Consider the following 1,013-nt stretch of genomic DNA (forward strand, 5'->3'; position numbering starts at 1 on the left):
GTACGATCCGAGGACTCACGCCGAAGGAACGCCGGCACCGGGAGGACCGGCGGTCGGCCGCGGCGGACCTGTTCGACCAGGGCGTGCCGCAGGCCGAGATCGCCCGACGCCTGGACGTGACCCGGCAGGCGGTGCACCACTGGCACCGGCTCTGGCAGGACGGCGGCCGCACGGCCCTGGCCTCCACCGGACCGCCCGGAGCGCGGCCCTACCTGACCGAGGAGCAGATCGAGGCGCTCAAGGCCGACCTAAAACGGGGAGCGGTCGCCCACGGCTGGCAGACCGAGCGCTGGACCGTGCCGCGCATCCGGGTACTGATCCACGAGAGAACCGGCGTGTGGTACTCCTCCCTCGGCTCCCTGTGGATGTTCCTGCACCACATCGGCTTCACCTGCCAACGCCCCGAGCAGCGCGCCTCCGAGCGGGACGAGGAGGCCGTCCGCACCTGGCGCGAGGAGACCTGGCCCCGGATAAAAGCACCGCGGCGGACCTCGACGCCTGGGTCGTCTTCGAGGACGAATCCGCCGCCACCTTGAACCCCGCCCTGCGCACCACCTGGGCCCCGCGCGGCCGCACCCCCGTCCTGACCGCCCCAGCCAGCCACCAGAAGACCTCCATCGCCGGCTGGTGTTGCTACCGCCCCGGCCGCACCCCGCGCCTGATGTTCAGTCTGCGTCCCGACGGCCACTTCACTGCGGTGGACTTCCCCGACCTGCTCCGACGCCTCCGCCGCTTCCTGGGCACCAGGGTCGTCCTCGTCTGGGACAACCTCACGGGACACGTCCGTGACCTCGCCGTCAGGGCTTTCCTCCGCGAGAACGCCGACTGGCTGACGGTCTACCGGCTCCCCGGGTACGCGCCCGAGCTCAATCCGGCGGAAGGACTCTGGGGCGAGCTCAAGAACGGCCCCCTGGCCAACCTCACCGCACGCAACCTCGACGAGGTCACCACCGCTGCCCGGCACGCACTTCGGCGCGTCCAGTACCAACCCGACCTGCTAAACGGCTTCCTGG

General features: G+C 71.2%; 2 protein-coding genes. Both read left to right on the top strand.

Going from position 1 to position 1,013, the window contains the following annotated elements:
* On the top strand, positions 1 to 536 hold a 536-nt coding region (locus ACFP2V_RS38550), incomplete at its 5' end, for a winged helix-turn-helix domain-containing protein (RefSeq protein ID WP_381221414.1).
* A partial coding sequence (locus tag ACFP2V_RS38555) for a transposase (RefSeq protein ID WP_381221417.1) occupies positions 533 to 1,013 on the top strand: 481 nt, incomplete at its 3' end. The genes ACFP2V_RS38550 and ACFP2V_RS38555, both read left to right, overlap by 4 nt.

This window comes from Streptomyces incanus (assembly GCF_042656345.1).
Lineage (GTDB): Bacteria > Actinomycetota > Actinomycetes > Streptomycetales > Streptomycetaceae > Streptomyces > Streptomyces incanus.